This is a genomic window from Allobosea sp. P1_A7 (assembly GCF_056406775.1).
Genome location: NZ_JBFTZN010000373.1, coordinates 1 through 7,839 on the forward strand (window position 1 = coordinate 1; position 7,839 = coordinate 7,839).

Annotated in this window: 9 protein-coding genes and 1 pseudogene; 2 read left to right on the forward strand and 8 right to left on the reverse strand. The window is 65.9% G+C overall.

The genetic code is table 11. From position 1 onward, the window contains the following. A partial coding sequence (locus AC1D34_RS34385; RefSeq protein WP_476826658.1) for an ATP-binding protein occupies positions 1–699 on the forward strand: 699 nt, incomplete at its 5' end. 308 nt (positions 700–1,007) lie between these two features. On the opposite strand, the pseudogene AC1D34_RS34390 reads toward AC1D34_RS34385, so the two are convergent. Then, positions 1,008–2,133, reverse strand: a pseudogene (locus AC1D34_RS34390) (peptidoglycan DD-metalloendopeptidase family protein). Between AC1D34_RS34390 and AC1D34_RS34395 the strand changes: the two are divergent. Further along, complete coding sequence (locus tag AC1D34_RS34395) at positions 2,075–2,263, forward strand: hypothetical protein (RefSeq protein ID WP_162768161.1); 189 nt, start codon at positions 2,075–2,077, stop codon at positions 2,261–2,263. The pseudogene AC1D34_RS34390 and the gene AC1D34_RS34395 overlap by 59 nt on opposite strands. A 95-nt stretch (positions 2,264–2,358) precedes the next feature. Here the strand turns inward: AC1D34_RS34395 and AC1D34_RS34400 are convergent, their stop codons facing one another. From AC1D34_RS34400 to AC1D34_RS34430, 7 genes are all read right to left on the reverse strand, one after another. Then, positions 2,359–3,027: a protein-L-isoaspartate O-methyltransferase family protein gene (locus AC1D34_RS34400; protein WP_441489705.1), complete on the reverse strand. Its 669-nt coding sequence runs from the start codon at positions 3,025–3,027 to the stop codon at positions 2,359–2,361. A 29-nt stretch (positions 3,028–3,056) separates the two neighbouring features. After that, positions 3,057–3,818: a 5'/3'-nucleotidase SurE gene (gene surE / locus AC1D34_RS34405; RefSeq protein WP_069880263.1), complete on the reverse strand. Its 762-nt coding sequence runs from the start codon at positions 3,816–3,818 to the stop codon at positions 3,057–3,059. Between the two features lie 4 nt (positions 3,819–3,822). Beyond that, positions 3,823–5,124 carry a serine--tRNA ligase gene (gene serS, locus AC1D34_RS34410; protein ID WP_476826659.1) on the reverse strand — a complete coding sequence of 434 codons (1,302 nt, stop codon included), beginning with the start codon at positions 5,122–5,124 and terminating at the stop codon, positions 3,823–3,825. 52 nt (positions 5,125–5,176) lie between these two features. Further along, complete coding sequence (tatC, locus tag AC1D34_RS34415) at positions 5,177–5,776, reverse strand: twin-arginine translocase subunit TatC (RefSeq protein WP_476826660.1); 600 nt, start codon at positions 5,774–5,776, stop codon at positions 5,177–5,179. Next, positions 5,773–6,267, reverse strand: coding sequence for a Sec-independent protein translocase protein TatB (gene tatB, locus AC1D34_RS34420; RefSeq protein ID WP_441489703.1), 495 nt, complete (start codon positions 6,265–6,267; stop codon positions 5,773–5,775). The genes tatC and tatB overlap by 4 nt, the downstream gene beginning before the upstream one ends. A 47-nt stretch (positions 6,268–6,314) precedes the next feature. Further along, entirely contained in the window at positions 6,315–6,557 is a 243-nt protein-coding gene (locus AC1D34_RS34425; protein ID WP_043232977.1) for a twin-arginine translocase TatA/TatE family subunit, read from the reverse strand. Between the two features lie 66 nt (positions 6,558–6,623). Further along, a complete protein-coding gene (locus AC1D34_RS34430; protein WP_441479260.1) occupies positions 6,624–7,664 on the reverse strand; it encodes an ABC transporter ATP-binding protein in 1,041 nt (346 codons plus the stop codon). Between the last annotated feature and the right edge of the window lie 175 nt (positions 7,665–7,839).

The following is a 7,839-nucleotide window of genomic DNA, read 5'->3' on the forward strand; positions in this document are numbered from 1 at the left end:
CTGCTGCGTGGCGTCGACCGGGTCCGAGACACGCTGGCAGAGAACACGGAGCGCTTCGCCCATGGACTGCCTGCCAACAACGTATTGCTCTGGGGCGCGCGAGGCATGGGCAAGTCGTCGCTGGTCAAGTCGGTCCATGCCGACACCAACAAGCGCCTAGCCGGCAAGGCCCTGCCCCTGAAACTGATCGAGATCCACCGCGAGGACATCGAGAGCCTGCCGGCTCTGATGGCCATGCTGCGGCAGGACAAGCACCGCGCCATCGTCTTCTGCGACGACCTCTCCTTCGATGGCCAGGACACCTCCTACAAGTCGCTCAAAGCGGCGCTGGACGGTGGCGTCGAGGGCCGCCCGGACAATGTCGTATTCTACGCCACCTCGAACCGTCGCCACCTGCTGCCGCGCGACATGATGGAGAACGAGCGCTCGACGGCGATCAACCCCGGCGAGGCCGTCGAGGAGAAGGTCTCGCTCTCGGACCGCTTCGGCCTCTGGCTCGGCTTCCACAAGTGCAGCCAGGACGAGTACCTGGAGATGATCAACGGCTATGTCAGCCATTTCAGCCTGACGATCGCACCCGATGAGCTTCGTCGCGAAGCGCTGGAATGGGCGACCACACGCGGATCGCGTTCGGGGCGCACCGCCTGGCAGTACATCCAGGACCTGGCGGGCCGGCTCGGCCAACGGCTCGACGGCTGAGCCGCGCAAGACCATCGCCGCGGGCGGCATGCCCGCGGCCTGATGGAAATAAGCCGGTGTTCTCCGGTGGATAGACGGCGTTCCGGATTCAATCTGGCAGCGTCGCCAGGCTCGGGCCGGATGTTCGGCGCCATGGGGGCGTAGGCCGAGCCACAGAATGAAAACGGCGGGACGGCCTTTCCTGGGACCGTCCCGCCTTGTTTCGATCAGCGGGGTCTCGCGGGAACTGATCGAAGGTGAATGCTTCTACGTGTCTCCGGACGGAAGTGAGAGCTCAAACCCTGAGGCGGCGTCAGACCAATTCTGGATCAGTTGTTCAGGTAGGGAACCGGATCGACCGGCGACGATCCCTTGCGCAGCTCGAAATGCAGCTGCGGCGAAGAGACGTTGCCGCTCTGGCCCGATTTGGCGACGACCTGGCCGCGCTTCACCGTCTCGCCGCGCTTCACGTTCAGCTCGCCGTTATGGGCGTAGGCCGAGACGTAGCCGTTCGGATGGCGGATGAGCACGAGATTGCCGTAGCCCTTGAGTTCGCTGCCGGCATAGGCGACGACGCCGCCTTCAGCCGCCTTGATCGGCGTTCCCTCAGGCACGGCGATGTTGATGCCCTCATTTGACCCCTTGCCGCCATAGCCGGCAATGACACGGCCGCGGGCCGGCCAGCGGAAATCGGCCTTGGCGGAGGCATCCTCCTCCTTCGGCAGGCTTGCGGTGGTCTTGGGATCGGGCGTCCGCAACAGGGCTGGCCTTGGCTTCGGCCTTCACCTTGGCCTCGGCGGCGAATTTGGCGCGGGCGTCACGCATGGCCTGTGCATCGGCCACAGCCTTTGCCTTGGCGTCGGCCGCAGCTTGCGCCTTGGCTTCGGCAGCGGCCTGGGCCTTCGCCTTGGCGTCGACCGGCACCGCAGCGACGCGTGCCGGCACCACAGGCGCACGCGGCGCCGCCACTGGAGCGGGGCCAGGCACGAAACGCGGCGCTTCGGTGCGCGCATCGCTCTGCGGCGACGCCACCTGGGCCATCTGCTGCGGCGCAGCACCACCACCGGCATTGTAGACCGGGATCGTCAGCCGCGAGCCGGGAGCAACGTTCGCGCTCGAAAGCCCGTTCGCCGACATCAGCGCTGAACGCGGCACGCCGTAGCGCGAGGAGAGGACATCGAGCGTTTCGCCCTGGGCGACGACGATCGGCGTGCCACCCTGGGCCGACCAGCCATTGGCGCTACCGACGACAGGCGCCGGAGCTGCGCTACGCAGCGCAACGGCCGATTGCGGCGGCGGCAGGGGCTGGGCGCGGACCGCCCCGACAGACGGAGCCGGCGAAGACATCGGCGCGCTGGCGCTGCGCCCGATCGAGCCGGTCGTTGCCGGATCACGCATGGCAGGCGCCTGCGCGGTCCTGAAGGGATTGCTGAAGGGTGCCTCAGTGAAGCGCATCGTGTCCGACGAACACGCGCTGACACTCAAGGCGAGCGCGCAGACCGTCGACAGGCGAAGGGCAACGCTGGACTTGAATCCGACTTGGCTACGCATGGACAAGATACTCGCGAACAACGCAACTCGATGAAGGGGATTAAAGCCCCGTTCAGGTTACGAAAACGTTTCGCGCGTGCTTTGCCTCTTCACATTTTTGAGCCGGGGCCGGCTTTCTTCAGCCGCGGTTCAGAGTGCCCGGGCCAAGCCCGGGATCAGCGGCGGCAGGCGCAGGACCGGGCCGAGCGCATGATCATAGGCACTGTCATCCGTCCGCGTGACCACCACCCGACGTGATACGCCTTCAACCCTGAGCGCCCCGACCAGCCGCCCGCCGACCGAAAGCCGCGCCAGCAGGGCCTCGGGAACGGAATGGGTGACGCCATTGACCAGGATTCGGTCGAATCGGCCGAGCGTTCGGTCCGGCTGGAAACCGTCAGCGTGCCGGAGATCGACCATTTTTGCGTAGCCGCTGCCGCCGATGCGCTCATGGGCAGCAAGCGCAAGCGTGCGGTAGCGCTCCAGCGAGACCACCTCTCCGCCCATGGCGGCAAGCAGAGCCGAGACATAGCCGGAGCCGGTGCCGACCTCGAGCACACGGGCGGAGGGCTCCATCTCCAGGGCACTGACGAGATTCGCCACCGTATGCGGGGCGGTCATCGTCTGCCCGCAGGCGAGCGGCACGGAAACGTCCTGGCGGGCGAGGTCGGCAAAGCGGGTCGGCGCGAATCGCTCGCGCGAGACCTTTTCCATCGCCCGGAGCACGGCGAGATCGCGCACGCCCCGTGCCCTCAGCGATAGCAGGAATGCGACGGTTCGCTCACCCTCGCTGCCAGGCGCCTCCTCGGCCTCGCTCATCGCCGCCCCCAATTACCCCCGGTTCGGAATCAGGCAAAAACCTGTGCGAATCGGGTCAGCGTCGGCTCATGCGTGAGGTCGAGTTCGAGCGGGGTGATCGAGATCTTCTGCTCGGACAGCGCCCTCAGATCGGTGCCGTTGGCGGGCTCCTTCCGGCTGCGCTGGAAGGCGATCCAGAAATAGGGATTGCCGCGTCCGTCATGGCGGGGCTCGAGCCGCACCAACTCCTGGTCGCGCCGGCCCTGGACCGTCACCGCCACGCCCGCAACCTCGCTCGGCGCGACATTCGGGAAGTTGAGGTTGAACAGCACGCCCTCGGGAATCCCCTCCTCCAGCAGCCGGCGGATGATGCCTGGAGCATGGTGCTCGGCGCAGTCCCAGTGGATCTGGTGCCGCCCGTCCGGCCCGTAGGCCTGGCTGACCGCGATCGAGGGAATGCCGAGCAGCGTACCCTCCATCGCCGCTGCGATGGTGCCGGAATAGGTCACGTCCTCGGCGACGTTCTGGCCGCGGTTGACACCGGACAGCACGAGGTCGGGCCGCGCATCGAGCATGATCGAGCGCGCCGCCATGATCACGCAATCGGTCGGCGTGCCGGCGACGGCGTAACGCTTGTCCGAGATCTTGCGCTGGCGCAGCGGATTGCTGAGGGAGAGTGAATGCGCGACGCCCGACTGGTCCGTCTCGGGCGCCACGACCCAGACATCGTCCGACAGTTGCGCCGCGATGCGCTCCAGCACCGCAAGGCCTTCGGCATGGATGCCGTCATCATTGGTGACGAGGATACGCATGGAGTCAGGCCGCCTTCTCGATGCGGGTCACCCCGCGCATGTAGGGAACCAGCGCGTCGGGTACCGTGATCGAGCCGTCGGCGTTCTGGTAGTTTTCCATCACCGCGATCAGCGCGCGGCCGACCGCCGTGCCCGAGCCGTTGAGGGTGTGCACGAAGAACGGGCCCTTGCCGTCCCGTGTCTTGTAGCGCGCGTTCATGCGCCGGGCCTGGAAATCGCCGCAGACCGAACAGGACGAGATCTCGCGATAGGTCTTCTGCCCCGGCAGCCAGACCTCGATGTCCCAGGTCTTCTGGCTGGCAAAGCCCATATCGCCGGTGCAGRGCGTCATCACCCGATAATGCAGGTCGAGCTTCTTCAGGATCGCCTCCGCCGAGGCGAGCATGCGCTCGTGCTCCTCGCGCGACTTTTCCGGCAGCGTAATCGAGACGAGCTCGACCTTCTCGAACTGGTGCTGGCGCAGCATGCCGCGCGTATCGCGCCCGGCCGAGYCGGCTTCGGCCCTGAAGCAGGGGGTCAGCGCGGAATAGCGACGCGGCAACTCCTCCTCGGAGAGGATCGATTCGCGCACGAGATTGGTAAGCGGAACTTCGGCAGTGGGGATCAGCCAGTGATCCTCGCCCGCCCGGAACTGGTCGTCGCGGAATTTGGGCAGCTGCGCGGTTCCGAACATCGCCTCATCCCGCACCATCAGCGGCGGGTTGACCTCGGTATAGCCGTGCTCCTCGGTATGGGTATCGAGCATGAACTGGCCGATCGCGCGGTTGAGCCGCGCCAGCCGCGCGTTCAACACGACGAAGCGCGAGCCCGAGAGCTTGGCCGCCGTCTCGAAATCCATCTGGCCGAGCGCTTCGCCGAGCTCGAAATGCTCTTTCGGCTGGTTGACGCCAATGAGACGCTTGCCCTCCTCCGGCTTGGTGCCATGGACATGCAGCACGACGTTGCCGTGCTCGTCGGCGCCCTCGGGGACATCGGCATTCGGTATGTTGGGGATCGCCGCGAGCTGTTCGCTCAGAGCTTCGACGGCCGCCTTCTCCTCCGCTTCGAGCGCCGGCTGAGCATCCTTCAGCGCCGCGACCTCGGCCTTCAGCTTGTCGGCAAGCGCGACGTCCTTCGCGCCCATCGCCTTGCCGATCTCCTTGGAGAGCGCATTGCGGCGTTCCTGCGTGGCCTGTGCCTTGGCGATGGCCGAACGACGGGAATCGTCGAGCGCAAGCAGCGAGGACGAGAGCGGCGCAAGGCCCCGCCGCTTCAGCCCGGTATCGAACGCCTCGGCGTTCTCGCGAATCCATTTAATGTCGTACATCGCTGCTCAACCTATCGCGCATCCCAATCGATGCGCGCGAGCCGCGATCGGATCAGGCTTCGCCTGCTTCCTCGGCCGCTTTCGCAGCCTGCCGCTTCTTCTCGACATAGCGCACCGAGAACACCGAAAGCTCGTAGAGGAGCAGCATCGGCACGGCAAGCATGAGCTGGGAGATCACATCCGGCGGCGTCAGCACGGCGGCGACCACGAAGACGAAGACGATGGCGTAGCGCCGCTTGTCCTTGAGGAAGGCCGAATCGATAATTCCGGCCTGACCGAGCAGGGTCAGGATCACCGGCAGCTGGAACGAGATGCCGAAAGCGAAGATCAGCGTCATGATCAGCGAGAGATACTCACTGACCTTCGGCAAGAGCGCGATACCGGCCTGCCCGTCCGTCGCCGCCTGCTGCATGCCGATCGAGAACTTCATCAGCACGGGCATGGCGAAGAAAAAGACCAGCGCGGCGCCAAGGCAGAAGAAGATCGGCGTCGCCGCCAGATGCGTCGAGAACGCGAAGCAGATGAAGAACATGATCAGGAAGGCGATCAGCGACTTGATCAGCCGCGCCCTCAGCTCGATCAGGTGCTCGATCAGCGGTGCGCGCGAGGCCTCGATGTCGTCCTCGCCTTCCCTCGGGTTGGCGACGCTCATGCCGGGCTCCCTTCATCCGGCTCACTGACCTTGGCCTTCTTGGTCGAAGCGCGCTTGCGCGGCGCCTTCGGCTTGACCTCGGGTTCAGGCTCCGGTTCCGCAATCGGCGCGGGCTCGATGACGATTTCGGGCAAGGGCTCAGGCCCCGGCAAGGCCGCGAGCGTGGCCTCCGCTTCCTTCAGCGCCGCGTCGTCGCGGGCACCGGAGGCGGGTGTGCTGAAATCGTCCTTGATCGGATCAATCGGTTTGAAATCGGTATTGAGCGCGCTCTGCACCGAACCACCGACATCCTCGACCTGCTTCTTCAGATCGTCCAGTTCAGCTTCGCGCATCGCGTCGTTGAACTGGGTCTGAAACTCGCCGGCCATACGGCGAATCTTGCCGATCGCCTGCCCGGCGGTCCGCATGGCTTTCGGCAGATCCTTGGGGCCGATCACGACGAGCGCAACCGCCCCGATCAGCATCAATTCGCTCCAGGCGATGTCGAACATCGACGGCTCGTCCTCTCAACCCCTCGCCGCTCGCTGGCGGCGCGGCGTCAGGCCTTGTGTTCGGCCTTCGCCGTGGCGGAATTGGCAGGCTGCGCGTGATCGATGATCTTCGGGTCAGCCGTGGTCGCAGCAGGCGGCGGCGTGGTCGGCTCGTCTTCGGCCATGCCCTTCTTGAACGACTTGATACCCTTGGCGACGTCGCCCATCAGTTCGGAAACCTTGCCGCGCCCGAACAACAGCATCACGATGACGCCGACGACGATCCAGTGCCAGATACTGACGCCACCCATGGCAAACTCCTCCGAATTCCAGTGCGGCGCAGGCTCCCCACCCGCGCCAAGTGCTTGTGCCGGAACCTATGTGTCCCCCGAGGCGAACACAAGAACTTCGTCCGACTGAATATCGATACCGATGTCCTCGCCTTCCCGGATCGAGCCCGGCAGCGAGACCCGTCCGACCAGCGGCTTTTCAAGCCCGCCGACGGCCAGCAGCAAATGGTCGACCTCACCCAGAAAGCGCCGCATCACCACGCGCGCCGGCAGGCAGAACCCCTTTGGCACCAGCCTGATCGCATGCGGCCTGACGCAGACCACGGCCTCCTGCCCATCGGCAAGGCCCGGTGCCGCAAATCTCCCGACCGGCGTCTCCACCGCGCCACGCTCGGCTATGCCGCTGATCTCGGTAAAATCGCAGAAAAATCGGGCCGCAAAGAGGCTGACGGGCCTCCGGTAGAGCTCCTCGCCAGTCCCGATCTGGACGATCCGCCCCGATCGCATCAGCACGATCCGATCGGCGATCCGCATTGCATCCTCGGGATCGTGCGTGACGATGATCGAGGTTGCCCCGGTTTCCTGCAGCAATGCGGCGGTTTCGTCCCGCACCACATCGCGCAAGCGCCGGTCGAGATTGGAGAAGGGCTCGTCCATCAGGAGCACGCCGGGGCGCGGCGCCACCGCTCGCGCCAGCGCCACGCGCTGCTGCTCCCCGCCTGAAAGCATATGTGGATAAGCCTCGGCCAGATCCGCGAGGCCGACACGGGCAATGGCACGCAGCGCCGTCGCCTTCGCCGAGGCATCGTCATAGCCGCGCAGACCGAAGCGGACATTCTCGAGCACATTGAGATGCGGGAACAGCGCGTAATCCTGGAAGACCAGACCAACGCCGCGCTTCTCCGGCTCGACGAAGGCGTCGGGAGCCGAAACGTCCTGACCTTCGAGCAGCACTTTGCCCGAGCTGGGCCGTTCGACGCCCGCCGCGAGGCGGAGCAGCGTCGTCTTGCCGCAGCCCGATTGCCCAAGCAGAGCCACGATTTCACCCGGCGCGATCGCGAGCGTCACGTCCTCGAGCGCCGTCACATCACCGAAGCGCTGGGTGACGCCTTCGAAGGCGAGCGACATTGGAATGGCTGCGCCCGCTGTCCCGCGCCTGCCCCAACTCAGCCACCGCGCCACGCCCTCGCTACGCGCCAAAGAATGCTCCATCGAAACCACGCGTCATCCCGGCGAAGCGCGGCGGAGAACCGGCACCCATGCCGAACCTCGGTCGCAAGCGCGCGGCCATGGACCCCATGGA

Bases quoted from the DNA above. Each gene is read 5' to 3' on its own strand.
- AC1D34_RS34395 (WP_162768161.1), top strand. From the start codon at position 2,075: ATGGCAGGCGCCTGCGCGGTCCTGAAGGGATTGCTGAAGGGTGCCTCA.
- AC1D34_RS34400 (WP_441489705.1), bottom strand. From the start codon at position 3,027: ATGAGCGAGGCCGAGGAGGCGCCTGGCAGCGAGGGTGAGCGAACCGTC.
- surE (WP_069880263.1), bottom strand. From the start codon at position 3,818: ATGCGTATCCTCGTCACCAATGATGACGGCATCCATGCCGAAGGCCTT.
- tatC (WP_476826660.1), bottom strand. From the start codon at position 5,776: ATGAGCGTCGCCAACCCGAGGGAAGGCGAGGACGACATCGAGGCCTCG.
- tatB (WP_441489703.1), bottom strand. From the start codon at position 6,267: ATGTTCGACATCGCCTGGAGCGAATTGATGCTGATCGGGGCGGTTGCG.
- AC1D34_RS34425 (WP_043232977.1), bottom strand. From the start codon at position 6,557: ATGGGTGGCGTCAGTATCTGGCACTGGATCGTCGTCGGCGTCATCGTG.
- AC1D34_RS34430 (WP_441479260.1), bottom strand. From the start codon at position 7,664: ATGTCGCTCGCCTTCGAAGGCGTCACCCAGCGCTTCGGTGATGTGACG.